Source organism: Paeniglutamicibacter selenitireducens (genome assembly GCF_051550675.1).
Classification (GTDB): domain Bacteria; phylum Actinomycetota; class Actinomycetes; order Actinomycetales; family Micrococcaceae; genus Paeniglutamicibacter.
Genome location: NZ_JBPULF010000001.1, coordinates 182,339 through 206,832, shown reverse-complemented (window position 1 = coordinate 206,832; position 24,494 = coordinate 182,339). Strand labels below are relative to the sequence as shown.

21 protein-coding genes are annotated in these 24,494 nt (G+C 64.3%); 15 read left to right on the top strand and 6 right to left on the bottom strand.

The features are described from left to right. Window positions 1-30: 30 nt before the first annotated feature. A complete protein-coding gene (locus tag ACSYDW_RS00880; protein WP_438336817.1) occupies window positions 31-963 on the bottom strand; it encodes an NAD-dependent epimerase/dehydratase family protein in 933 nt (310 codons plus the stop codon). Window positions 964-1,093: 130 nt separating this feature from the next. Here ACSYDW_RS00880 and ACSYDW_RS00875 point away from each other — a divergent pair, with 130 nt between their 5' ends. Together ACSYDW_RS00875 and ACSYDW_RS00870 are read left to right on the top strand one after the other, a co-directional pair. Next, window positions 1,094-1,798: a TetR/AcrR family transcriptional regulator gene (locus ACSYDW_RS00875; RefSeq protein ID WP_438336816.1), complete on the top strand. Its 705-nt coding sequence runs from the start codon at window positions 1,094-1,096 to the stop codon at window positions 1,796-1,798. Between the two features lie 53 nt (window positions 1,799-1,851). Then, the gene (locus ACSYDW_RS00870; RefSeq protein ID WP_438336815.1) at window positions 1,852-2,646 is read left to right on the top strand and encodes a nucleotidyltransferase domain-containing protein; all 795 of its coding nucleotides are present in this window, start codon (window positions 1,852-1,854) and stop codon (window positions 2,644-2,646) included. 23 nt (window positions 2,647-2,669) lie between these two features. Here the strand turns inward: ACSYDW_RS00870 and ACSYDW_RS00865 are convergent, their stop codons facing one another. Beyond that, window positions 2,670-4,043 (bottom strand): FAD-binding oxidoreductase, encoded by a 1,374-nt coding sequence (locus tag ACSYDW_RS00865; RefSeq protein WP_438336814.1) that lies wholly within the window; start codon window positions 4,041-4,043, stop codon window positions 2,670-2,672. Window positions 4,044-4,170: 127 nt separating this feature from the next. Here ACSYDW_RS00865 and arfB point away from each other — a divergent pair, with 127 nt between their 5' ends. Further along, window positions 4,171-4,593 (top strand): alternative ribosome rescue aminoacyl-tRNA hydrolase ArfB, encoded by a 423-nt coding sequence (arfB, locus tag ACSYDW_RS00860; RefSeq protein ID WP_438336813.1) that lies wholly within the window; start codon window positions 4,171-4,173, stop codon window positions 4,591-4,593. Between the two features lie 4 nt (window positions 4,594-4,597). Here the strand turns inward: arfB and ACSYDW_RS00855 are convergent, their stop codons facing one another. Then, window positions 4,598-6,574: an ABC1 kinase family protein gene (locus tag ACSYDW_RS00855; protein WP_438336812.1), complete on the bottom strand. Its 1,977-nt coding sequence runs from the start codon at window positions 6,572-6,574 to the stop codon at window positions 4,598-4,600. A 64-nt stretch (window positions 6,575-6,638) separates the two neighbouring features. After that, complete coding sequence (locus ACSYDW_RS00850; RefSeq protein WP_438336811.1) at window positions 6,639-7,442, bottom strand: alpha/beta fold hydrolase; 804 nt, start codon at window positions 7,440-7,442, stop codon at window positions 6,639-6,641. Between the two features lie 204 nt (window positions 7,443-7,646). On the opposite strand from ACSYDW_RS00850, the gene ACSYDW_RS00845 reads away from it, so the two are divergent. The 12 genes from ACSYDW_RS00845 (at window position 7,647) to ACSYDW_RS00790 (ending at window position 17,550) form a co-directional block, all read left to right on the top strand. Beyond that, window positions 7,647-8,003, top strand: a complete 357-nt coding sequence (locus ACSYDW_RS00845) for a metalloregulator ArsR/SmtB family transcription factor (RefSeq protein ID WP_438336810.1) — start codon at window positions 7,647-7,649, stop codon at window positions 8,001-8,003. Further along, a complete protein-coding gene (locus tag ACSYDW_RS00840) occupies window positions 8,000-8,752 on the top strand; it encodes a DUF2071 domain-containing protein (RefSeq protein ID WP_438336809.1) in 753 nt (250 codons plus the stop codon). Before ACSYDW_RS00845 ends, ACSYDW_RS00840 begins: the two co-directional genes overlap by 4 nt. 53 nt (window positions 8,753-8,805) lie before the next feature. After that, window positions 8,806-9,129 (top strand): hypothetical protein, encoded by a 324-nt coding sequence (locus ACSYDW_RS00835; protein ID WP_438336808.1) that lies wholly within the window; start codon window positions 8,806-8,808, stop codon window positions 9,127-9,129. 81 nt (window positions 9,130-9,210) lie between these two features. Further along, window positions 9,211-9,561, top strand: a complete 351-nt coding sequence (locus tag ACSYDW_RS00830; RefSeq protein ID WP_438336807.1) for a zinc ribbon domain-containing protein YjdM — start codon at window positions 9,211-9,213, stop codon at window positions 9,559-9,561. Between the two features lie 76 nt (window positions 9,562-9,637). After that, window positions 9,638-10,399 (top strand): YggS family pyridoxal phosphate-dependent enzyme, encoded by a 762-nt coding sequence (locus ACSYDW_RS00825; RefSeq protein ID WP_438336806.1) that lies wholly within the window; start codon window positions 9,638-9,640, stop codon window positions 10,397-10,399. 165 nt (window positions 10,400-10,564) lie between these two features. Beyond that, complete coding sequence (locus ACSYDW_RS00820; RefSeq protein ID WP_438336805.1) at window positions 10,565-11,068, top strand: hypothetical protein; 504 nt, start codon at window positions 10,565-10,567, stop codon at window positions 11,066-11,068. Window positions 11,069-11,585: 517 nt separating this feature from the next. Beyond that, a complete protein-coding gene (gene nrdH, locus ACSYDW_RS00815; protein WP_209997258.1) occupies window positions 11,586-11,831 on the top strand; it encodes a glutaredoxin-like protein NrdH in 246 nt (81 codons plus the stop codon). 47 nt (window positions 11,832-11,878) lie between these two features. After that, window positions 11,879-12,358, top strand: a complete 480-nt coding sequence (gene nrdI / locus ACSYDW_RS00810; RefSeq protein ID WP_438336804.1) for a class Ib ribonucleoside-diphosphate reductase assembly flavoprotein NrdI — start codon at window positions 11,879-11,881, stop codon at window positions 12,356-12,358. 17 nt (window positions 12,359-12,375) lie between these two features. Next, window positions 12,376-14,496, top strand: a complete 2,121-nt coding sequence (gene nrdE, locus ACSYDW_RS00805; protein WP_438337312.1) for a class 1b ribonucleoside-diphosphate reductase subunit alpha — start codon at window positions 12,376-12,378, stop codon at window positions 14,494-14,496. A 149-nt stretch (window positions 14,497-14,645) separates the two neighbouring features. Further along, window positions 14,646-15,620 (top strand): class 1b ribonucleoside-diphosphate reductase subunit beta, encoded by a 975-nt coding sequence (nrdF, locus tag ACSYDW_RS00800; RefSeq protein WP_438336803.1) that lies wholly within the window; start codon window positions 14,646-14,648, stop codon window positions 15,618-15,620. Window positions 15,621-15,977: 357 nt separating this feature from the next. After that, window positions 15,978-17,266 (top strand): IS3 family transposase gene (locus ACSYDW_RS00795; protein WP_438336802.1). Its coding sequence is split into 2 segments (ribosomal slippage): window positions 15,978-16,251 and window positions 16,251-17,266, totalling 1,290 coding nucleotides; the frame shifts between segments, so codons are not numbered across the junction. Then, on the top strand, window positions 17,263-17,550 hold the full coding sequence (locus ACSYDW_RS00790) for a phospholipase D-like domain-containing protein (protein WP_438336801.1): 288 nt from the start codon (window positions 17,263-17,265) through the stop codon (window positions 17,548-17,550). The genes ACSYDW_RS00795 and ACSYDW_RS00790 overlap by 4 nt, the downstream gene beginning before the upstream one ends. A gap of 497 nt (window positions 17,551-18,047) precedes the next feature. Here ACSYDW_RS00790 and ACSYDW_RS00785 read toward each other — a convergent pair whose 3' ends face one another. Both ACSYDW_RS00785 and ACSYDW_RS00780 read right to left on the bottom strand, forming a co-directional pair. After that, a complete protein-coding gene (locus tag ACSYDW_RS00785; protein ID WP_438336800.1) occupies window positions 18,048-19,208 on the bottom strand; it encodes a hypothetical protein in 1,161 nt (386 codons plus the stop codon). After that, window positions 19,205-24,415 carry an AAA family ATPase gene (locus tag ACSYDW_RS00780; protein WP_438336799.1) on the bottom strand — a complete coding sequence of 1,737 codons (5,211 nt, stop codon included), beginning with the start codon at window positions 24,413-24,415 and terminating at the stop codon, window positions 19,205-19,207. Before ACSYDW_RS00780 ends, ACSYDW_RS00785 begins: the two co-directional genes overlap by 4 nt. Window positions 24,416-24,494: the final 79 nt, after the last annotated feature.

The following is a 24,494-nucleotide window of genomic DNA, read 5'->3' as shown; positions in this document are numbered from 1 at the left end:
TCAGGACGGCACGGAGTCTCGGTGCAGGAATCAGCCGCGCCCGGAATCCTTCCACCAGGCCACGGTGGTGGCCGCCCCGTCGGCCAGCCTGGTCGGGGAGAGACCGAGCAATGCCTGACTGCGGGCGGAGTCCATCACGAAGGGGGCATCGAACTGGTAGGCGGTTTCTGCAAGCTCCCGGGTTGCGGGGTGGACGGCACCGATGGCCCGCAGCAGCCAGCCGGGCAAACCGGTGATCCCGGGGGCGGGGCGGTCCGCAGCGGCCGCGTAGGCCTCTAGCATGGCCCGCTGGCTTTCCGGCGGCGCCGTGGGCGCATGGATCACCGTGTTCCACAGCTCCGGGAGTTCCGCGGCACGCACCATGGCCGCGGCCAGGTCGGGCACGTAGGTGAAGGAATGCGGCAGGTGGGGGTTGCCGATGGCGGTGAGCCGCCGGCCGCCGAACACGGCCTCGAGCATCCGCGATCCGGCATGGGCCGTCGTGACGTGGGGCCCGTAGAAGTCCGAGGCCACCACCGAGACCGTGTCCGTGGCCGAGGCCGCGCGCGCCGCCAGCAGTGCGGTGCGGACCCCGCGCTTGCCGCCGGCGGCATTGCGCGGCGAGTCCTCGGCCATCGGGTGCGAGGGGTCCGAATAGGAGTAGAGGCTCTCGGGGAACACCACGGGGATGCCCCGGGCGCCGGCCGCTGCAAGGACCTCTTCATCGGCCGCCGGCAGCGTCTCGTGCCAGGCCCGGGCGGTGTATGCGGCGTGGATGCAATGGAACACGGCCCGCGCGCCGTCCATGGCCCCGGCCAGTTGCTCCGGGTCCAGGACGTCGGCCTGCATCCGGCGGATGCCCGGGTGTTCCGGGCCGCCGCCGGACCGGGTCGCCAGCACCACGCTGTGCCCCTTGCCGGCCAGCTCGAGGGCGACGGTGGTTCCAACGGGTCCGGAACCCGTGACGAGATAGTGCGTGGACATGGTGTGTGGCCTCCTACATTGGTTGTGAGAGCGGTGCTCTCGCAACCAATGTAGGAGCTCTCGAGAGATGTGTCAAGAGCAGTGCTCTCTAAAGTTGACTGCGCTCACCCCGTTGGTGTGGGATGGGGTCATGCACAAGATTCGAACCCCGCGCGAGCTGGCGCGCGAACGGACCATCGAAGAAATCATGCGCCTCGGCCGTGAACAGGTGGCCACCCGGGGTGCCGCAGCGCTGTCGTTGAGGGCCGTGGCCAAGGACCTCGGGATCGTCTCCTCGGCCGTCTACCGCTACGTTTCAAGCCGGGACGAACTGCTGACCCTGCTGGTGGTCGAGGCCTACACGGATTTGGGGGACGCCGTGGACGCCGCGCTGGAACGGCCCAGTGGATCCGACGCTGAACGGTTTGCCGCATTGGCCCGGGCGGTGCGCAGCTGGGCCGTTGCCGAGCCCTCACGCTACGGGTTGCTCTACGGGACCCCGGTTCCCGGGTACCAGGCGCCTCCCGGGCAAACCGTCGCGGCCGGAACCCGGGTGGTGGTGCGGTTGATGGGGATCGTCGAGGAAGCCTGGGGTGCGGGGCGGATCGCGGCCGCCGAACCCCGCGGCGGCCTGCCCCCGGGACTTGCCGAGGACATGGAGGGCATCAGGGCCGAGTACGGGCTGACGGCCCCGGCCTGGCTTGTCGCCCGCGGGCTGGGCGCGTGGTCGGGGTTGTTCGGGGCGGTGGGATTCGAGGTGTTCGGGCAGTACGGACCCAACACGCTGCGGGACCCCGCGGAACTCTTCGACCTGAGGGCCAGGGAACTTGCCGCGGGACTGGGACTCGCCGACTGACGGGCCCCGAAGTGCCGAGCCGACAGCCGCGTGCAGGGCGGTAGGGTGTTGGCATGCGAAACATCCCCGACAGCCTCGACCCGGCCGTGGTGGCCGAGATAGACGACCGCCTGGAGCGGGTGGCCGGCGAGGAAGGTGTCACCATTTCCTGGGCGGTTGAGAGCGGCAGCAGGGCGTGGGGTTTCCCCTCCCCGGACAGCGACTACGACTGCCGCTTCCTCTACCTGCGCCCCAAGCACGACTACCTGAGCCTGTGGCCCCATCGGGATGTCATTGAAACCCCGTTGGACAAGGTCTTCGACGTCAACGGGTGGGATCTTGCCAAGGCACTGCGTTTGCTGCTCAAGGGCAATGCAACGGTCGTCGAGTGGTTGGCGTCGCCGATCGTGTACCGGGGCGATACGGTCCTTCGGGAAGGCCTGCTGGAGTTGGCCGACGAGGTCATCGACCCCGCGCGGGTCGGGCGGCACTATCTGCATGTGGGGCGGAACCAGTGGGACCAATCCTCCGAGGTCGTGCCCCTGAAGAAGGTTTTCTACGCGTTGCGCCCCGCTGCCGCCCTGCGGTGGCTACGCATGCACCCGGGCTCGGCCGTCGCGCCGATGGACCTCGCAACGCTTCTGCGTGAAGGGGAGGCGCCGGCGGAAGTGGTTGGCCGGTCCGAGGAACTCATGGCGCTGAAGTCGGTGACCCGCGAGCTCGGCACGGGCGTCTTTCCCCGGGCCTTGGCCAGTTTTGCGCTCTCGGAGTTCGACCTGGCACACGCCGCGTACGAGGATGCGGACCCGGGCATTGAGGCCTGGAAAACGACAAGGGTCGACGACTACTTCAGGTCGCTGCTGGCCTGATCCCCGCATCCCCGGGCCCGGCCTCAGTCCAGCGGGTAGCCGAAGCTGAAGCGCGACCCGGGGTCCCACGCGGCCTTGAGGGCGCGCAGGCGTTCCACCGTCGGTTCGGGCCAGGCGCGGCGCACGACCTCGGGGGTTGCGGCAAACCCCTGGAAGTTGATCTGCGTGCCACCGTGGGCCCACGGTTCCAGGGCCTCAAGCACCGCGCCGCCCGCGGCCTCCACGGCCTGGCGCAAGGGCGTCGGATAGGGGCCGACCACCATCAGCGAGAACTCCGCCTCGCGGCCGCCCACCGCGTTGGCCTGCTCCGGGCCCCGCGACAACGCGCCGCCGAGGTGGCGGATCTCGGCCATGATCAACGGAACGTCGTTCCCGGGCCCGGCCGTGCCGAGCAGGGCATCAATCGCACCGGCGTCCAGCCCGCGCAACAACAGCGACCCCTCCCACACCGGCATGGGGTCGCTGGGGTCCTGGTGGACCGAGCCGATCGCCGCGTAGGGCATGGCGCAGACGAGGTCGATGAGCGGGAGGGCCGCTCGGCGCATGGGCTCGAGCAGTGCCGCGCCGGCTTCCTCCCCGCCGACATGGACGTAGCGCAGGTGCACCGAGAGCCGCCCGCGCAGCGGTTCGGGGAAGGATTCGTCGTCGGGCAGCCGGAGCAGTGCGATCGACGTGGTGGTGGACTCGGGCAGCGCCGGCGCCCATTCGCGGTAGGAATGCAGGACGGTGGCGGCGTCGTCGCCGGCATAGAACACTGCGCCGGCGTAGAGCCCGGGCACCTCGACGAGGTCGAACTCGATCTCGGTGACGATGCCGACCGAGCACTTGCCCCCGCGCAGCGCCCAGAAGAGCTCGGGTTCCGAGGCGGCGTCGACCTCCAGCAGCGAGCCGTCGGCCGTCACCAGCTGGATGCGGCGGACCCGGTCCGCGGCGAAGCCGAAGGTCCGGCCCATCGGGCCCATGCCGCCGCCGAGCGTGTAGCCGACGACCCCGACGTCGGGCGAGGACCCGTTCAGCGGGGCGAGGCCGTGCGGTGCGGCCTGCTCGATCACGCTGTCCCAGCGAACCCCGGCGCCCGCGCGTGCCCGGCGCCGGGCCGGATCCACGGACAGCGACTGCATCCGGGAGGTGTTCACCAGCATGCCGCCGTGGGCCTGGTGCGGGTAGCCGTGCCCCGTCGAATGCACGTGGACGGCGAGCCCGGTGCGTGCGGCGTGGCGCACCGCGGCCGCCACGTCGGCGGCGGACTCGGGCAGCACCGCGAGGTCGGGCCGGAACGTGTGGGCCAGGTTGAAGCCCAGGCACGCCTCCTCGAACCCGGCGTCGCCCGGGGCGAACACCGCCCCCTGGAATTGTGCGCGCAGGTCGTCCGCGCCGAAAGCTGTGGTTGGACTCACGAGTGGCTCCCTTCCGGTCCACGACCCAAGGTAGCCGATGGAAACCGGTGCGCCAAGGGGTTTTCACCGGCGGCAGGCCTCCGGGGTCCGGCGGCCGCGGCACGCCGAGCCATGGGATGCTTGGGGGATGGATCTCGAGGTGTCGCCCGCGCTGACCATCCCGGCCCGCGAGCTGGAATGGCGCTTCTCGCGCGCCTCGGGCCCGGGCGGGCAGCACGTGAACACCTCCGACAGCCGCGTCGAACTCTCCTGGGACGTGGAACGGTCCTCCGTGCTTTCCGGGTGGCAGCGCGAACGGCTGCTCGCCCGCCTGGAACCCCGGCTGGTTTCCGGGGTGCTGGTGGTCTCGGCCGCGGAGCAGCGCTCCCAGCTGCGCAACCGCGAGACGGCGCTGGCCAAGCTCGCCGCGATCGTCTCCGCCGGGCTTGTGCCGGAGGGCCCCCGGCGCCGGGCGACGAAGCCGACCCGCGGATCGGTGAAGCGGCGGCTCGAGGCCAAGGGGCGGCGCTCCGACACCAAACGGCAGCGGCAGCGCCCGCCGCGGGACTAGCCGGCTATTCGCCGCGGCGCCTCCGGAAGATGTCGAAGACAACCCTCAGCGCGAAGATCGCCGCGACGCCGACCAGCGTGTAGCCGAAGAGCTGGTACAGCGTCAGGTCCGCCGTGACGTTCGGCCCGCCGTCGCTGACCAGCAGCATGGTGGCCATGATCCCGGTGACCCCGGCCAGGAACGTCAGGATGGCCTCGTGCACCAGCGACCTGACCATCTGCCGGTCCTGCGGGTTGGCCAGCAGGCGCATGTTCACCCCCAGGCGGCCCGCCGCGAGGTCCCCGGAGATCTGGTCCAGGCGTCGCGGCAGCCGGCGCAGCATCGGCAGCATCGCCATGACGTCGTTGTTCAGTGCCTCGCCCAGCGTGGCGGGACGCAGCACCGAGCGCACGCGGGCCTCGCCGTACTCGCGTGCCTCGGAGATGAGGTCGAAGTCGGGGTCCAGGCGCCGCAGCGTCCCCTCCAGGACGGCGACGGCCCTGAACGCCCCGGCCAGCTCGGCGGGGATCGAGATGCGGTGCTTGGCCAGCAGCGAGACAAGCTGCGTGAAGACCTCGGCCCTCACCACCGCCCCCGGGCCCAGGTGCAGGGACATGAAGCGGCTGAGCTCCCGGCGCAGCGTCACCTCGTCGAAGTCCTCGGGCAGCGGGGCCATGCCCAGCAGCGCATCGGCGATGGCCCGCGAATCCCCGCGGTAGAAGGCCAGTAAAACCTCGGAGACCAGCTGGCGCAACTCGTTGTCGAGGCGCCCGACGGAGCCGAAGTCCAGCAACATGATGTGCCCGTTGGGCTGCAGCACGATGTTCCCGGGGTGCAGGTCTGCATGGAACACGCCGTCGTCCATGATCTGGTGCATGAGCGAGCGGAAGAGCGCGACGCTTTGCTTGCGGCGCTCCGCCGGCGGGTGGGCCGCGATGGTGCCGGGGGAGCTGAGCGTGTCCCCGGAGACCATCTGCATCACGAGGATCCGGCGGGTGCTGAGCTCCGGGTAGTGCAGCGGGATGTCCACGCGTTCGGATTCGGGGTGCTTGAGCTGCGTGCTGCGCAGCGCCGAGATGTTCATCGCCTCGATCCCGTAGTCCAGCTCCTCGCGCAGCGAGTCGGCGAAGCCCTCGGCCACCTTTACGATGCCCAGCGAGCGGCCCCAGTCGGTGGAGCGCTCCAGCGTGGTGGCCATGCGCACCGTGATGTCCAGGTCGCGTTCGACCAGCGGGACGATGCCCGGGCGCTGGATCTTCACCGCCACCGCCTCGCCGGTGTGCAGCCGCGCCCGGTGGACCTGGCCGATCGACGCCGCGGCGAGCGGCACGTGGTCGAACTCGGCGAACGCGGATTCCACGTCGCGGCCCAGCTCGGCGGTGATGAGCGCTCGCACGTCCTCCCACGGTTCGGGCGCGACGGCCTGCTGAAGCTTCGAGAGTTCGGCGATGTACTCGGCGGGCAACAACTCGCCGCGGGTGGAGAGCACCTGTCCGAACTTCACGAACGCGACCCCCGACTCCTGCAAAGCCAGGCGCAGCGACTCGCCGCCGGCCGCCCGCTCGGCGGATGCCTCGGGGGTGTCCTTGTCGCTGGGCAGCCTGGCCGGAAGCAGCCCGTGGGACAGGGCGATCCTTGTCACCTCGGTGTACCTGCGGGTGCGCGCCAGGCGGGCCTTCCACGCGGCGACCCACTTGTCCGGGCGAAGCACCGAGCCGGAGGGGACCACGAGTTCGGCAACCACCAGGAAGAGCGTGGCGACGATCAGCACGATGCCGATCTGCACCGGCACCAGGGCGATGCTCGCATCGGGGTTGCGCCACACGTAGCGGGACTCGAACCCGACCTCGGCGGCCAGGCCCAGCAGCCCGGCGACGATGATCCGGCCCAGGCCGATGGCCACGCCGAGCAGCCTGCGGACAAACATCGCCAGCACGATGATGAACACCACGGCCACCGCGGCCGCCGTGATGATCCGGCCGAGTATTTCCGCAAACTCCATGCAATCCTCCAGTTACGGGCTCCGGCCGGGCCGCCCGGCCCGCCCGCGTCGCCTGCCCCACACTTTATCCCACGCCGGAGGGCGGTTCCCGGCGCACCGGCGGGGTCCCGCCGGCCAGCTCCAGCACGGCCGAGGCGACCTCGGCGGCGTTGGCGCGCAGGATGCGCAGGTGGTTCGATGCGACAACCGCATGGACGCGCACCAGGGCGTTGGCCGCCGTGGCGGCCTGCGCCGCGTCCCGCATGGTGCGCATCTCGTCGGCGGGGGATCCGTGGTGGGGGCCGCTGCCGACGACCAGGAGCGCCGGGCACGTGAGGTTGCGGTAGTCGGGGAGCAGCCCGGCGTCGATCTCGTCGAGTTCTATCACGACGTGTGCCGCCTGGTGGTGCGTCATCCGCGCGAGCAGGCGCATCGAGCCCAGGACACGCATCGGGAGGCGCAGGAGCCGGTACTGCCGCCTGACGCGCCGTCGGGCCTTCTCATGGAAGACCCGCACGGGGAAGGCCCCGTCGACAAGCACCACCCCGGCCACCTCGCCCGGGTGGGTTGCGGCATGGCGGATCGCGAGCGTGGCGCCGTGGGACCAACCGACGAGGACGGGGTTGGCCAGCCCGGTGGCCTCGATGACGGCGCCCACGTCCTCCAGGGCGCCGGAAAAGGAGTAGTCGGGCGAGTCGGCCGACCTGCCGCGTCCACGGGCATCGAAGGTGACGGTGCGCACGTGCGGGGGCAGCGCCCGCAGGACGTGTTTCCAGTCGCGCCGCGTCGAGAACGCGCCATTGAGGAACAGGACATCCGGCCCGGTCCCGGCGCCGATGGTGCAGTGGATGCGCGCGGCACCGGTGTGGACGTTCAAATGCCTGCCCATGCCTTCCTTCCTGGTGCCGCGTTCCGCGGAGCCGGTCCCGGCCCCGACAGCGCCCCTGCCTGTCGCGATCCTATGCTTCGGTCGCCGGCGGGACAACGGTTTCGCCGGCGACCGGCGGCAGGTGCCATTGGCCATTGAGCCGGATCGCGGAACCCGATCGTACTTAGCCCTTGCACTAATTAGCAGAACTGCTAAATTGAAGGTATGACAGAGAGTGCATCCGACGTATTTGCGGCGCTGGCCCACCCCACCAGGCGCCAGATCCTGCAGGACCTTCGCGGGGGCGAGCAGTCGGCGGGCGAGATTGCCGGGCGGTTCGCCAGCTCCGCGCCCACGATTTCCCGCCACCTGTCCGTGCTGCGGTCCGCAGGCCTTGTCACCGAGCGGCGCGAGGCAAACCGCATCCTCTACTCGCTGGCGGGGGAGCAGCTGGCCCACTCGGTCGGCAACTTCCTCTCGGCGGTGTGCCCCGAACAAATGCTGCTCAGGGGTCTGCGACACCTGGCGCCCTCCGCGGCGAGCCCCGCCGAAACGGCCCTCGAAGGGAGCGTCGGGCCATGAAGATGCCGGACCTGGATGCCACCATTTCCCGCCGCCTGCTGGTCAACTACAGCCTGGACCCCGAGGTTGCGCGTTCCCTGCTTCCCGCGGGACTGCGGCCCCGGCTCGCAAACGATGCGGCTGTCGGGGGAATCTGCCTGATCAGGCTCGCCGCTGTCAGGCCGCGGTGGATCGGCGCCGACGTCGGCTGGGGTGCCGAAAACTCCGCACACCGCATCGCCGTGGAATGGGACGACGACTCCGGAACCCGCCAAGGCGTCTACATCCCCGTCAGGCATTCGGCTTCCCGGATTCCCGTGGTTCTGGGTGGCACCCTCTTGCCGGGCCGCCACGAGCACGCCCGGTTCTCCGTTTCCGAATCACCTTCCCGCATGGTCGTCGATGCCAGGGCCCGGGAGATGCGGGTGCATGTAGACGTTTCGGACTCGGAGCAGTGGAGCAGCCGCATCTTCGGAACCCTTGAGGAAGCCTCGGCGTTCCAGCGCCAGGGGACCATCGGGTGGTCGCCGGCCCGGGGCGGCGCACGGCTCGACGGCCTGGAACTGGGCACCGATCGCTGGGCCGTCGGTGCCACCGAGATCCACGACGTGACGTCTTCCTTCTTCGATTCCCTGCCGGCCGGCTCCGCCACGCTTGACCATGTCTTGGTCATGCGAGAAGTCCCTGTCAGGTGGAGGGCCTCGGCCTTCCCGGACGGGCGCGGCGTTGCCGCGAGCCGGCGGGCAAGGGGTGTGCGACACTCCGGTTAACATAAAGTCCATTTACTGGGTTTATGGGGTTAGCGCCTCTAGACTTGCGTGGTATGAGCCAATCTGAGCCCACATTGCGAGCAGGCGCACCGCTTCTTGAGGTCCCCGCCCACGAGGCGGCCACCGTGCAGGCGTGCCGTCTTAGCAAAGTGAGCTTCGCCGCCTTGGTTGCGTGCCCGATTTTTGCCCTCCTGGGGTTGGTGCTCTACGGGCTTCCCGCCGTGCTGTTCATGATCACCGGCGGCGGGAGCATGATGTCCTTCAGTTCCTGCGCCAACCTCTTTACGGTTCCGGCAGCCTGCGCCTTTGCCCTGGGGTTCCTGTCCCTCCTGTTTGCCGCGGTCGGCTACTTCGTGGTGTTCTTCAACCGCAAGTAGCCCGCAGCCGGACCGCGCATGGCCCGCCAAGCGGCCCGGTGGAGGACCCGAAACACGCCTTTGCCGCCTAGGATTGAAGGCATGAGTGAAGTTCTGCCCCCATGCCCCCAGTGTTCCAGCCCCTATGCCTATGAAATGGGCGCCCTCTTGGTATGCCCGGAATGCGGCCACGAGTGGGCGGCCGAGGCGGACGAAGCCGAGCTGCCACAGGAGAAGGCCATCAAGGACTCGGTCGGCAACGTTCTTGCCGACGGGGATTCCGTAACCATCGTCAAGGACCTCAAGGTCAAGGGACAGTCGCAGTCGATCAAGGTCGGTACCAAGGTACGCAACATCCGCCTGGTCAACGGCGTCGATGGCCACGACATCGACTGCAAGGTCGACGGGTTCGGCCCCATGCAGCTGAAGTCCTCCGTCGTCAAAAAGGTCTAGGGATGCATCGGGGCGGGCCGCCGGCCCGCCCCGACTCCTGGCAGCCGACACCCCTCACCCCGAAAGTTCCCACCTCATGACCCAGCCTGCGCACACCCCGGAACCGGCAGCGGCCCTCGCAAACACCGTCGAGGACTTCGAGCACAACCTTTCATCGATCCGCCATCGTATCGATGCCGCGGCCCGCAAGGTCGGCCGCGATCCGGCATCCATCCGCCTTCTGCCCGTCAGCAAGACGGTGCCGGAGGAGCGGCTGCGGCTGGCCATCGCGGCCGGTGCCACGTTCCTGGGCGAGAACAAGGTGCAGGAAGTGGCACGCAAGGCCGAGGCCCTGGCCGATGTCCCCGGACTCAAGTTCTCCGTCATCGGACACCTGCAGACCAACAAGGCAAAGTACGTGGCCAAGTTCGCCGACGAGTTCCAGGCCCTGGACAATGTTCGGCAGGCCGAGGCGCTGCAACGCCGGCTCGAGGAGGAGGACCGCCACCTGGACGTGTTTATCCAGGTCAACACCTCGAACGAGGACAACAAGTCCGGTGTCGACCCCGCCGATGTCCAGGGATTCGTGAACCAGCTGCCGCAGTTCGACCGTTTGCACGTCAAGGGCCTGATGACACTTGCGCTCTTCAGCGACGACGAGCAAGCCGTCCGTGCATGTTTCATCCGGCTCCGCGAACTGCGCGACATGCTCCGGACGACCGCGCCGGAGGGCATGGAAATCGAGGAGCTGTCCATGGGGATGAGCGGCGATTTCGAGTTGGCCATCGAGGAAGGTTCCACCGTCGTCCGCGTCGGCCAGGGGATCTTCGGCGCACGGGCCCTGCCCGCCGGACAGTAGTGCGACGCGTTGCCGGCCGCCGATGGCGCCGGCAATGCGTTTCCCGCAAGGCCCGCGGACGGTGACCCGAAGAACCGAACCGACGGACGCCTTCGATCGAATCCCGGCTGCGGAGGGTAGCCCCCGATGTAGGCTGGCCGGGTGGACAGCCCAATAGATTGCCTCGTGGAAGGTTCCCTGGAAGTCTCGGTCGGTGGGCTATCCCGAGGTGAACTGAATGCCGAATTCCGTTCCCGGGGCATCCAACTCAACGCACATGCCCTGGTTCTTCTTGCCGATGCCGTGTTTGACGATCCGGGTATGCCGCAACCCATCACCGTTGTCGGGCGCCGGGTGGGTGACCTTGGACTGCCCGTCGGCGGCTCCCTGTCCCACGTGCTTTCCGCGGCACGGGAATGCGGGATGGAACTCTGTCCGCCGACCGCCGGCCCCTATCTGCGTCTGGCCATGACGGGACAGGTGTCTTCCTGCGACCCTGTCATGAGTAGGGGGCATGCGCCCGACGGATCTTTCACCGTGGCTGCCCCGAGGTTGCGCGACGACGACGAGTTCCCCAAGGGCTTCTACCTTCGGGTGGTCGAGGGGACTCAGTGGCTGCGGGGATACCGTTGCGACGACACGCACTTTTGGTCGCCGGATGACCGGTTCATCTTTCAACTGCTTCACTAGCCCGAATCCAGCCGCCCGCGTTGTCGAATCAGGGGGTGTGGTGGCCGCCGGCTTGGTCGTTCCCATCGTTTGTGCTGGCACTCACTGACGCACGCCACATTTTGTGCTCCCGTCCGGATGCTTCGACACGCCGAAGTCGGCGACACGCCAAAAAAATTAACTGTGTGTTGGTACTCCACAGGGTGTGGACGCCGAGTGGATTTTGCTGGATTCACGGGGTTAAAGTGGCTCATCTTATCCACAGCGCGTGTGGACTGCAGGTGACCGGAATGACAGACGTGTAATACATCATCTTGGGGTATAACCCCTCCGGCCCCACTAGATGTAGTATTGAAATAGCTGGCGAGGCCTAGTGCAAAATCCCCGAAATGTGCGGGGAAATGTATGAAACTCCGCCTCTCGAAGGCTTTGAAGCCACCGAGTCATATCGTCCCCGCGACCGACCCCCATCCGAGGGAGTCGCGGGGAGCCGGCCACACCACATACATAGATTTTTTGCACGAGGGGATTTACGGACATGACCGTCACGGTATACACGAAGCCAGCATGCGTACAGTGCAACGCAACCTACCGCGCTCTAGACAAAAAGGGCATCGTCTACCAGAGCGTTGACATCTCGCAGGATCCCGCTGCGCTGGAGCGCGTACGCGCCCTCGGCTACATGCAGGCACCGGTCGTCATCACTGACGCCGACCACTGGTCCGGATTCCGCCCGGACAAGATCGAAGAGCTTGCCCAGGGCCTCAGCGCTTCCGTGGCCTAACAAGCCCCCCTAGCTTTACCGATTCAAGCAAATTCGAGGCGATCACGATGCCTACTTCATCGTTGGCAACACCGATGCAAGAATCCGCCACTGCGGCGGAGGTATTCACCAGCAGCCACCTGATCTACTTTTCTTCCGCATCCGGCTACACGCACCGGTTTGCAGGGAAGCTGGGGATCGAGTCTGCGCGCATTCCTTTGCACGGTCGGGATCCACAACTGGTGGCCGCTGAACCATTCGTGCTCCTCATTCCCACTTACGGTGGCGAAAAGGGCGAACGGTCAATCCCGCCTCAGGTTGTGAAGTTCCTCAACGACGCACGCAACAGGAACCTGTTGCGTGGCGTGGTGGGAGCCGGAAACACAAACTTTGGAACCACCTACTGCTTGGCCGCAATAAAGATTGCAGCCAAGTGCAATGTTCCGCTTCTGTACAAATTTGAACTCATGGGCACCCAGGAAGACGTGACCCGAGTTCGCGAAGGATTGGAAGTCTTTTGGACACGAACGTCGCAGAGTCTGACGTGAAGCAGGATTCTAAGGAATTGCCTGCAGCTTTTCAGGGCTTGGGCTACCACGAGCTGAATGCCATGTTGAACCTTTACGGTTCCGACGGACGCATCCAGTTCGAGGCTGACCGCGCTGCAGCCCGCCAGTACTTCTTGGAGCACGTGAACAACAACACCGTGTTCTTCCACGACCTCGACGAGAAGCTCGAGTACTTGGTCAAGCACGAGTACTACGAGCGTGAAACGCTCGACCAGTACACGATGAACTTCATCCGCGACCTCTACCGCGGGGCCTACGCCAAGAAGTTCCGCTTCGAGACCTTCCTGGGCGCCTTCAAGTTCTACACGTCCTACACGCTGAAGACCTTTGACGGCAAGCGCTACCTGGAACGCTACGAGGACCGCGTGTGCATGGTTGCCATGCACCTGGCCCGTGGCGATGAGGAACTTGCCGTCTCCCTGGTCAACGAGATCATCGAAGGCCGCTTCCAGCCGGCCACCCCGACGTTCCTTAACGCCGGCAAGGCACAGCGTGGCGAACTCGTTTCCTGCTTCCTGCTGCGCATCGAAGACAACATGGAATCGATCTCCCGCGGCATCAACTCCTCGCTGCAGCTCTCGAAGCGCGGCGGCGGCGTTGCCCTTTCGCTGACCAACGTGCGCGAGCACGGAGCCCCGATCAAGCAGATCGAGAACCAGTCCTCGGGCGTCATCCCCGTGATGAAGCTCCTCGAAGACAGCTTCTCCTACGCCAACCAGCTCGGTGCCCGCCAGGGTGCAGGTGCCGTGTACCTGAACGCTCACCACCCGGACATCTACCGCTTCCTGGACACCAAGCGCGAGAACGCCGACGAGAAGATCCGCATCAAGACCCTCTCGCTGGGCGTCGTCATCCCGGACATTACCTTCGAGTTGGCGCGCAAGAACGAGGACATGTACCTCTTCTCGCCGTACGACATCCAGAAGGTCTACGGCATGCCGTTCTCGGACATCTCGGTCACCGAGAAGTACTACGAGATGGTCGATGATGCCCGCATCAAGAAGACCAAGATCAACGCCCGCGAGTTCTTCCAGACCCTGGCCGAGATCCAGTTCGAGTCCGGTTACCCGTACATCATGTTCGAGGACACCGTAAACCGCGAGAACCCGATCAAGGGCAAGATCTCGATGAGCAACCTCTGCTCCGAGATCCTCCAGGTTTCCACCCCGTCGGAATACAACGAGGACCTCGGCTACAAGACCGTGGGCAAGGACATTTCCTGCAACCTCGGTTCGATGAACATCGCCAAGGCCATGGACGGCAAGGATCTCGGTGCCTCGATCGAGACTGCGATCCGCGCACTGTCGGCCGTCTCGGACATGTCCTTCATCAACTCCGTTCCATCGATCGCCCAGGGCAACGCCAAGACCCACGCCATCGGCCTCGGCCAGATGAACCTCCACGGCTACCTGGCCCGCGAGCGCGTCCACTACGGTTCGGAAGAGGGGTTGGACTTCACCAACATCTACTTCTACACCGTCGTGTTCCACGCACTCCGTGCCTCGAACAAGATCGCCATGGAGAAGAACGAGACCTTCGAGGGCTTCGAGGATTCGAAGTACGCCTCGGGTGAGTTCTTCGACAAGTACACCGAGCAGGAATGGGTTCCCGCCACGGAACGCGTGCGCGAACTCTTCGCCGGCATTGACATCCCGACCCAGGACGACTGGCGTGCGCTGAAGGCCTCCATCATGGAGCACGGCATCTACAACCAGAACCTCCAGGCCGTGCCGCCGACCGGTTCGATCTCCTACATCAACAACTCGACCTCGTCCATCCACCCGGTGGCTGCGAAGATCGAGATCCGCAAGGAAGGCAAGATCGGGCGCGTCTACTACCCGGCACCGTACCTGACCAACGACAACCTGGAGTACTACCAGGATGCGTACGAAATCGGCTACGAAAAGGTCATCGACACCTACGCCGCAGCCACGCAGCACGTGGACCAGGGCCTGTCGCTGACGCTGTTCTTCAAGGACACCGCCACCACGCGTGACATCAACAAGGCGCAGATCTACGCATGGCGCAAGGGCATCAAGACCCTGTACTACATCCGCCTGCGCCAGATGGCACTTGAGGGCACCGAGGTCGAGGGCTGCGTTTCCTGCGCACTGTAACCGCGCGGTGCCCACGCACCACCGATTCACCTCCGGTTGCCAGGTAGCGATAACCTAATAACCGAATGCGTACGACGGCGGGTCTCCACCCGCCGTCGTACGTGCACCCGTATTTACCAACAAACTTAGCAAGAATAGAGGGGACGGAAATGACTGAGAAGCTAAAGCTTGCCGGCCACGTCGAAGCCATCAACTGGAACCGCATCCAGGACGACAAGGACGTCGAGGTTTGGAACCGCTTGGTCAACAACTTCTGGCTGCCGGAAAAGGTGCCGCTGTCCAACGACATCCAGTCGTGGAACACGCTCACCGAGGACGAGAAGCTGCTCACCATGCGCGTCTTCACCGGCCTGACCCTGCTTGACACCCTGCAGGGCACCGTCGGCGCCGTCTCCCTGATCCCCGATGCGCTGACCCCGCACGAAGAGGCCGTGTACACCAACATTGCCTTCATGGAATCGGTGCACGCCAAGAGCTACTCCTCGATCTTCTCGACGCTGTGCTCGTCCAAGGAAATCGACGACGCATTCCGCTGGTCCACCGAGAACGAGAATCTGCAGAAGAAGGCGCAGATCATCGAGAGCTACTACTACGGCGAAGATCCGCTGAAGCGCAAGATCGCCTCGACCCTGCTCGAGTCCTTCCTGTTCTACTCCGGCTTCTACCTGCCGATGTACTGGTCTTCCCGCGCCAAGCTCACAAACACCGCAGACCTGATCCGCCTGATCATCCGCGACGAAGCCGTCCACGGCTACTACATCGGCTACAAGTTCCAGAAGGGCCTCGAAGGCCTCTCGGAAGAGCGCAAGCAGGAGCTGAAGGACTACACCTTCGAGCTCATGTTCGAGCTGTACGAGAACGAGGTCCAGTACACGCACGACCTCTACGACGGAGTCGGCCTGGCCGAGGACGTCAAGAAGTTCCTGCACTACAATGCCAACAAGGCGCTGATGAACCTGGGCTACGAGGCCATGTTCCCGGCATCGGTCACCGATGTTAACCCGGCGATCCTTTCGGCCCTGAGCCCGAACGCCGACGAGAACCACGACTTCTTCTCCGGCTCCGGTTCTTCCTACGTGATCGGCAAGGCCGTGAACACCGAAGACGAGGACTGGGACTTCTAGGTCCTGCCTCAGCTGTTTGCCCAAGGGTGCCAATTTCCAAACCGGAAGTTGGTGTGAGTTTTCATGCTAGTTTGCCAAAATTCCAAGTTAGGTGGCCATTTTTCAAAAACCTGGCCATTTTTCCAGGATAGTTGGCCACACCAGTATTCGGTTCGTCGAGAATCGTGAGACATGCATAGAGCCCAGCTCCGAGAATGGAGCTGGGCTCTAAATTTATCTGGCCAGATATTGAAGATCCCGTGTTCCCAATGGATCGCGTAGGAATTTGAGTTTTGTTCGGATCCAGCCAATATGACGCTGGCATTGTGAACCGTCCCTGATTTGATGCCCCTGTCTTTCGAGAGAAAGATGGCAACCATGCCAAAGAAGTATCCTGCCGAAGTTCGTGATCGCGCCGTTGCCATGGTGGTGGACAGACTTTCCGAATACCCCTCCGTGTATGCAGCCTGCAAGGCGTTGGCCCCGAAGCTGGATGTCGGCCCCGAGTCGTTGCGTCGCTGGGTGGACCAGTCCCAGGTGGACGCCGGCCAGAAGGACGGTCCAACGACCGATGAACAGGACGAGCTCAAGCGGCTGCGCGCCGAAAACCGGGACCTGAAGGAAGCCAACGAGATCCTGAAGGCGGCCTCGATTTTCTTCGCGAGGGAACTCGACCCTCGCCGCCGTTGATCTGCCGCTTCATTGACGAGCAGCGGGCCGAAGGTTTTGCGGTCGAGTCGATCTGCGCCGTCCTGCGTGAGCAGGGCGTGCAGGTCGCCGCACGAACCTACCGGGCCTGGAAGACCAGACCGCCGGCCCTGCGCGCCATCGAGGACGCGAAGGCCATTGACACGTTACGCGGCCTCAGCTACCGAGACGCCAAGAGACGACCGAGGCCCGAAATCCTCTACGGCCGCCGGAAGATGACCGCGTGCCTGCGCCGCCACGGCTTCCCCGAGGTTTCCAAACACACCGTGGACCGGCTCATGCGGGACGAGGGCATGAACGGCCTGGTCCGGGGACGCAAGACGCGCACCACAATCCCGGGAAAGGACGGCAAGCGCACCGGGGACCTGCTGAACCGGAACTTCAGCGCCAGTGCCCCGAACCGCGTCTGGGTCACGGAATTTACTTACGTGCCGGTGAATTCCGGGGTCGTTTACGTCGCCCTGGTTATTGACCTGTATTCGCGGGCCATCGTCGGATGGGAAACCTCCACGGTGAAGGACACCGCCTTCGTGGAAAAATGCCTAAAAATGGCGCTGTGGCGCCGGAAACACGCCAACAGGCCGGTTGACAAGGGGCTGCTGCATCACAGCGATGCGGGAAGCCAATACACCTCGATCCGCTATACCCACACCCCGGACATCGAGGGTCTGGTTCCCTCGATTGGCAGCGTCGGGGATGCGTACGACAATGCGGCCGCCGAAACGGTGATCGGTCTGTTCAAGAACGAGGCCGTCGCCAAGGGTTCACCCTTCCGCGCCGGTGCGCTGAAGACCGAATTCGACGTCGTTGGGGTCGTTTTCGACTGGGTCCACTGGTACAACAATGAACGCCTGCATTCCTCCCTCGGCCACCAGGCACCGGAGGAATACAAGCGAAGCTCCTATGATGAAATCTCCGGCTCGTTACCCGACGCTGCCGCCCACAAGACGGCGGCATGAATTCCGGGACGGTTCAAAGCCCCGCTGACGTGGCAGGGTGGCTGGCGCCCGGTACAGTGCTCCAAACGAAACGCTTCGATGGAAAACCAGTCCGTAACCACGCGAAGTTTGTGTCCGTAGACCACCGTTTCGTCGTGATCACAAGCGCAAACTTCAGCTGGAGCGCTGAGAACGGCAACATCGAACTCGGCGTGGTCATCGACGATGGTCATCTGGCCGAGCGAATTGAAAGCGAGCTTCTCGCGGCCGAACACTATCTCTACGAGCGCCTGAAAGGGATATAACAATGGGCACTCATACTTGGACCTGGCGACTCAGCATGAGGCCTGGACGGAACTCGCCGCCATCCCGCCAGGCCATAGAATAACCCCCAGAATGAATTCTCCGCTTTACTTGATTCGACATAGAGCGCGCAATCTCATGGCGTAGGTCCGAGCGTGATCAGGCACGCGATGGTCCGCGTGGCACACACTACGAGGCACAGCGGCCGCTTCCTTGCTCGGTGACTCAAAGCTGACGCTGTCCTCAACCTCGGCCTTCTTCAGCCAGTTGTGCAGGGTTGCTTCCGAGATGCCGAAGCCCTTGGCAAGCGGCGCCAGCGGCGCCAGCGGGGCTTCGCGCTTCCGGGCCACCACGACGACATCGCGGCGGACCTCGACGGGATGGTGCCTGGGCCCGGGAACATCCTTCCTGCGAGGAATGAATCCTCTCGAGTCAGGAGTCAATAAAACCCGGGGCAGCCCCGTTTCCTGTTCGCACTTGAGAGCCCCGTGCAGTCCCCTCAGTCGTCTTCCATGTCGTTGTCTTCACCTTCGAAGTGCCGTACTGTGATGCCGAACTGGATGTGGTTCCTGTCGAGGGCGGCTTCGAGGCGTTCGTACAGGTCTGGGCGAATTATAAGGTCCCCGCCGTGGACCGCCGGCGTAAGAGGGGTGTAGCTGCCGTCGTGGATGAGGAATCCGCGCCAGTTGCGTCCCACCAGAGCTGGTCCTTCGCCGTCAACGAGGCAGTGGCGAACTGTCGGAGACTCTGGACGCAGGTCGAGAAATGCCACGAGTTCGAGGCGGGGCACGAGAGTGAACGGGTGAAGTCCGACGCCCCGGTTGGAGTGGGGTGCGCCCTGCTGGCCTTGGTAGTCGGCGATCGCGGTCAACGGCCCTTGAAGATCCTCAAAGATTTCTGCGGCTGAAGCTCGGTCAACACTCGGGAGTAGCTGGTCGTACGGGGCCAGCCAGATGTTTGGCGGATAGGTTGCGAGGGGCATCGAATCGATCGAAATTGGCGCGTCGCTTACCTCAAGGCCAGTTGTGATAAGTAGTTGTCGGCGTGGCTGTTTGGGGTAAGTGCTGGCCAAAGTGGCCTGCCGTTCGAACATGCCGATTTGAACCCAGTCATTGTATGGCTTCTCTGCGACACGGATAGGCCCTGCATCTTGTCCTGTGAGGCTGCGTGTCCGCTCGAGTTCGACCGCGGTTGGCGGCGGCCATTCGTCCTCGTTGTCCTGCCACGGAATGGGAGTCAGGGAACGCGTCAGAAGATGGTGGCGGGTTGCCGGACGCGGAACGCGCGACGATTCTTCGAGGAGTGCCCATCTGGCCGAAGGGGCAAGCGAGAAAGCGTACCCGGCCTCAAACCTCCGGGCATCGGCTGTCAGGAAGCCTGCACGGGCACTTGCTGCTCTAATTCCAGCTGCTGCCCATTGGATGGCGTTCTCCATTTCTTCTTCATCGTTGAAGTAGGCTTCGGGGATACTTCGCGACGATGGCGAGCGGAGCTGGCCGATCTGTTCGCTGGAGCGCTGTTTGATGCTTTCGACTCGGTCGACCAGATTTTGGATCACGGCTTCGCGCACGCCGGGGGGTTCGTTGGCGTCCGCGAGGCGATCGTTCAGGAATAGGCGGACAAGCCCCTCGACCTGCCCTCGGGGTTTGTTCCGGGTCATTCTGCTTCTTCTTCGTACTCGCGGACGAGGGTTTGGAAAGCGGTGCTGACGGACAATGCCGGCATTGTGGCTGGCGGTTCCGGCACGGGGCATCCGTGGGTGTCGAGAATTTGGCCTGCTAGTGCTCGGACGGACAAGTTGTCGCTCGCCGCGAGTTGGGTGAGTTCCGCGGCGAGGTCGTCTCCGAGATCCCCCTTCGATACATTCACGCGCACAGTTTCGAGTAGCCACGTGCTGCGACCTGCGTCCAGGTTTTTGCGGAGTATGTATGAGAGCGCGCTTTGGGCGACCTTCGGACGGACGGCGAGGAGGAATTGGGTAGCGACCAGGGCGAGTCGGATCGGTTCTCGCGCGGCATGGCAGATGGTTGCTAGCGCCAGTGTTGCGATAGCAACGTTGAGGTCGTCGGTCGAGTCGGGCACTGGTGTGGGGTGGTAGACGTGCGTGCCTGTTTCGGCACTCCCGGGGAGACGGTGACTGATGATGTCGAAGGCCGCGTCCCAGCAGTCGGAGGCGGTGCCTCCGGGGCTGGTCGTGGGCTGCACGGCGAATGCTGTGATGATGCCTTGGCTGCTTCCGTATGAGCCGTAGGATGCGGCGGCGACACGGTTGGTGACCGCTGCGGCGAGGGCGCGTTCGGCGGTGTCGGGGGCAAGCTTATGGGCCTGCTCCCATAGTGCTCGGCGTTCCCGGCCGGCGAACTGTCGCCAGCCTCCGCCGCCTCGGATGCGCTGGTATGCGGTGACGAGGCAGTAGCTGGCTACCTCGACGACCGCCGTGTCGCCATAAGCGTAGGCGGCAAGACCCTGTCCAAGGTCGGCGAATATGTCGTTTCGGGAGAACGTGGAAATCTCGCGGGCGATGTCGTCGATGAGGGTAATTCCGGCGTGGGCCCCATCGGCCAGTGTCGTTTCGAGAATGCGGAAGCCAATTGCATTGGTGGCTGCGTCGATGTCCCATGTGGCGGGCTCGTCTTGGTAGCGCTCCTTGTCGATTGCGTGGGCGATGCTGATCGCGCCTGCGCGTCCTTCGGGCGCCTCGGGACGTTGAGCTGCAGTGAGGCGCTTGAGGAGTGCGTGTGGGTCCGGCGCCTGCTCCGCATGGAGGAACGAGCCTTGGTCTTCCCGGTCTGGCTTCGCTGCTCGAGGGTCAAACTCGGGGCCACCTAGATCCATGACAGCTTGGACGAGCGCCTGGTCTACGGTGTCTTCGGACTGGTTGCGCGAGTACTGCATCGGCTGGTTGTCGTACGACGCAGCGATGTTGTTAACCAGGACGCTGAGCATCGTGTCGCCGGGTTGGCTAGTCCCTCGCTCAGGTGCCAGGCGGCTGAGGATTTCCAAATCGACCGTTGGCGATCGCCAGGTGACGCTTGTGGTGAGCCGCAGTGCGGCGAGGACGGCCGGGTCTGCTGTCGCGCGGTGGTTCTGCAGCAGGCGTGTCTGCGCTGCTTCTGCTCGGGCGTCTTCGAATCCGATGGTGTCGAGATAGAGGTCAGCGGCGTCGCGGGCTGCAGCAACTGGGTCAACAGATGCGGCGATCTCCCACCATTGAGTTACGTAGTGCGATGTATCACGGCCGTCGGTGTGCTGCCGTACGAGGTAGACCAGGTCGACGAGTTTGGCCAGTCGGGCTCGTGCATCCGTCGGGTCTTCGATGTCTTCGATGCTTGCGACGATCTCGGAGAGCGTGGGGTCTTTATGGCCGCCGTAGCTTGAGAGCAAATCGGTAGCCCGGTTCCAGCACTCGCGTGCTTCGTCGGTTGCTCCTGCTGCGATGCAGATGCGGGCGATCTCAAGTTCGAATGCAGCTTGCTGGCTGTATCCGGTGTGGTCGTCGTTGCGACGTTCACGGACGACGGCGAGGAGGGCATGGACGGCACGGATACCGATGTGGTGGGAGACTCGTCCGAGGATTGAGAGTAGATCATTGGTGGTCAGCGGACCGTTCTCGCCGAGACCGAGATTGGTGGTCGTTGTTGTGCCATCGGCTATGGCAATGAGGTGGTCGAGGACGGTATCAAGATCTGTTTCTCTCACGACCGTGAGGGAGTTCTCGATCACCTGGTGGATCAGGGGATGAATGAAGTGCAGGTCGCATGCTCGCGGCTTGCCGGTGAAAGGCTTGGCCTCGGCGACGAGGTCAGCAAGTGCGACGACAACCACGGTTGATGCGGCTTCGGGCGTTGAGGTGCCGGCGCGGACATCCTCTGCGATTCCCATAGTCGTGACTGTGTAGCGGAGCCATGCCCGGTAGAACCCGACGCCGGACAATTTTGCGCCGGCCTTGAGCACAAGGACTGGGTCGATGGCCTGCGCGAGTGTGAGGAGAGCATGCCACCTGCTGACTAACGGTTCGTCGGCGGTCCTCGCTTCAAGAATGGTGTCCGTGGCGGTATTCAGCTCTGCTTCGAGATCCGCAATACAAAGTCCCGCAAGTACATCCTGTGGTGCGACACCGTGGAAGAGGTACCCGATGGTGTCGAGCGTCGGATCCAATTCCCATGCTTGGCACGCTAGGTCATGGGGGCCGGGGAGCCCGATGGTACCATTTGCGGCGAGGTCGGCGAGGGTCAAGTAAGTCTCGGCGGCGTTGGCCGGGTCGGTCATGGCGGCAGCGACTTGGGGCATGTAGTCCGAGGGCAGTCCTGCCGTAAACGTTTCTACGAGATCGGACAAGGACGCGTCGTGCTCGCCCTCTAGGTACTCGGCGACTTTGGGAATGAGGGAAGGGTCGACGTCTTGACGCTGGGTGCGGAGTCGAAGCGCTCCGCGTTGGGCGGCCAGTTGGAGGGTTCCGTCGCGGTCGGAGGAGTAGCTGCTCCTTTCGCTCTTGCGCTGTGTCTCCCAACCTTCGATGTACGCCTTCCAGGGTGCAGCAGCGCCGGCTCGGTCGACAGCGTCGCTGATGCGGAGGCCCCATCTCGGAGGGAACGTGGCACGCCCGTTGTAAACAAGGCGTTCCGCAACGATCTCGGCACCGAGGATGTTCACGATTACGTCGGCATAGTCGGTTATCGTGTCGGCGAGGGCGTCATTCTCGTACGTGTCGATGGCTTTGCGGACTTCGATGCAAGTGACTAGGGTCGGCCAGTCGAGGCGCGATTCGGCTTGGCGTGAGATAACGCAGAGGGCCCGTTGAAGCGCTTCTGGGGAGTGGAACTGCCGGATTCCGTCTGCCACGAAGTGTGGACCTACCATCGCCTTGAGCTGGTCGTACTCGCCGAGGTTCGCGAGAAGGTCGGGGAGATGACGGAAGGCTCGGGAGTCGATAAGGAAGCCGCGACCTTCGAGCCACCTCGCGATGCTCTGTCGGATGGAGGTCGCGGTCTCGTGGTCGATGTTGCGGAGGATATGCCGCGAGAAGCTCTCATGGTGGAGGCGCAGCCCGCCGAGCCCCTTCTGGGTGTTGAGGACTGGGGCAAGCGTCTGGAGGGCGGGAATAACGATGGCTTTGATGGGTGAGCCGAGAAGCTCCGCCAGTTCGTCAGGGGTGAGCGAGAAGTCGCACAGCGCGAGCGTATCGGTGGCGAATCGTTGATCAAGGGTCATCGCGTCGCGCAGGTAGTCGTAGTACTCCTCGACCGTTGTAGCCGTGTCGGCGACCAGTTCCATACGATGGATGAGTTCGTTGACTGTGAGCGGTGCCGGGGTATCGTCAAGAGGTGATGCGCCAAGTGCGAGCCTGCACAGGTAGGTCGCGTAGAGCGCGTTTCCGTTCGAACGCTCGTGGACCAATGTGACGATGGTGTCCTCGTCAGACGAATCGACGGGGCCGCTGCCGTCGGGCGATTCAAGCAGGCCATGCTTGGCGGTGAGCGCCTGGATCTCCTCCCGAGACATCGGCAGCATCTGGACTGGCCCGGATGCGGGGACAGCTGGCTCGAGGTGGGTTCCGGGCTGGCTTGCGACGAGTAGACAGACGCCAGCGGGGAGGTTGAGGGCGGCAAGCTCCTCGACCAGACGACGTGATGGGTCTTTCTGCTGGTTGGTGCTGCGTCCGACGACTCGGTCGACGTGGTCGAGACCGTCGACGACGAGGAGGACTGGTTTGTCAGGGTGGATTTCGCGGCAGTTCTCGAGTGCCGATTCGAGTGCCTCCGTGCTCGTCGCGAACTTGGGGCGCAGGTTTTTGGTTGTTTCGGGGACCGCTTGTCCAAGCTGGTCGAGGAGACTACCTATGACGACTTCGGTCAAGACTCGATCCTGTAGGTGGTCGTCGCTTGAGCCGAGCCAGCAGTGGTGGCGTGCGACTGTCCAGGCGTTGTCTCGGTAGCGATTTGTAAGCTCTTCGCACAGCCACGATTTCCCAACGCCTGGCTCGCCTACAACGACTACTCGTCCTCCACCGGTCACTGTGCTGTCGATGTGTTTGCTGACTTGTGTCGTTGCTCCGACGCGAGCAACGGCGACTTCAGGCTCGATGGGGTGTCCTGCGGTGACGGCTCCGAAGTCGACGCGCAGCCCCAGTCGCGGCTCGATGAGGTCTCGTCGGACGACACCGGTCTCGACTACTCGCGCAGATGTTGCTGCTTGAACGAGTGCGTGTGCCGCGAATTCGGGAGTGATGTCAGCATTGGGCATGCGTCCTGCCCCAAGATCTTCGATGACGCGCCGGAGGAGGGCGCGTTCGGCAGCGCCCGGGTCAGCGAAGCTAATGGTTGAGGACGGCGCACCCGTATCGACGATGAGACGGCTGCAAGCGCGACGGAGGTCGTTGTCGCTGAGATGCTTGACCAGTTCGGCCCAGGGCTTGCTGGCGCGCAACGCGGCGGGATCGAACCGGTACTTCGCCGTTGTGATGCCCGGGAGCGGGTCGGCAGGCCGGTCGGACGGGTCAAAGGGCAACAAGACGACTGCGAGAGAGTCGTCGGGTTCTTGATCTCGGACGACGATTCGGTATGTGGTGGCTGGGGACGTCGCTAGGTCCTCTAGGAGGGAGTCGAGGATCTTATTGAGCTTAAGGTTTCTGCCGTCTTGAGTGAACGTCTCTTTCGAGAGCTGACGGTCTGTAGTTGTGTGCTTGATTTGCAGGCGGCACCGGGTATTATCCGCGTATGTGATGTTGATGTCGTCAAATCGATCTGCATCGAATCCCTTAGTGTCGACGGTGATGGTCTCCGCGACGCCTAGGACGAGGTCGACTAGGGCGACTGCGGTGATTAGGTCCTGGTAAAAGTAGCCGTGGTGGGTAGGACCGAGACTCATCGCGTTGTATCCGCCCCTTTACTTCCGCTCGTTGCTACGCTCATCCGGAACGCACCGTTGCGCGCGATTGCTGGCACGC